This is a genomic window from Lactobacillus sp. UMNPBX16 (genome assembly GCF_002553775.1).
Lineage (GTDB): Bacteria > Bacillota > Bacilli > Lactobacillales > Lactobacillaceae > Lactobacillus > Lactobacillus crispatus.
Window position 1 is genome coordinate 1 of the sequence record NZ_PCYU01000046.1, and the last position, 370, is coordinate 370.

At 39.7% G+C, this 370-nt stretch carries 1 pseudogene; it reads right to left on the bottom strand.

The annotated features are described in order from the left end of the window. Positions 1-181 precede the first annotated feature (181 nt). Positions 182-370, bottom strand: a pseudogene (locus CP367_RS09420) (RNA-guided endonuclease TnpB family protein); the annotation flags it as partial.

The following is a 370-nucleotide window of genomic DNA, read 5'->3' on the forward strand; positions in this document are numbered from 1 at the left end:
CTGCTATGAAAAATGTAAGCAAATGTATGACTATGTTTTATTTTCATACATTTTGGACTATTCGTGCTTTCCATTTCTCTTACCAACGTCTACGCTAGTATTCCGATATTTCAATTTAGAAGTAATCGCATTGACTAGCTCTTTTGGCATCTTTTCGGACGTAGCCTCGCCCGCAATTATCTTATAAGGCTCGATTTAACTCTGGATGCTTTACTAGCAGCGTTAGGTTGGCCATGGCATTTTCGTCGCGATCAACCTTTTTATTGTAATTAGGACAGCTAGGATTATAACAGACAAACTCGTTATGCTTGGTGCCATGCTTTTTATTGCCCTGCAGCGTGATCTTTTCATCGCCTTTTTTGACCAAGCC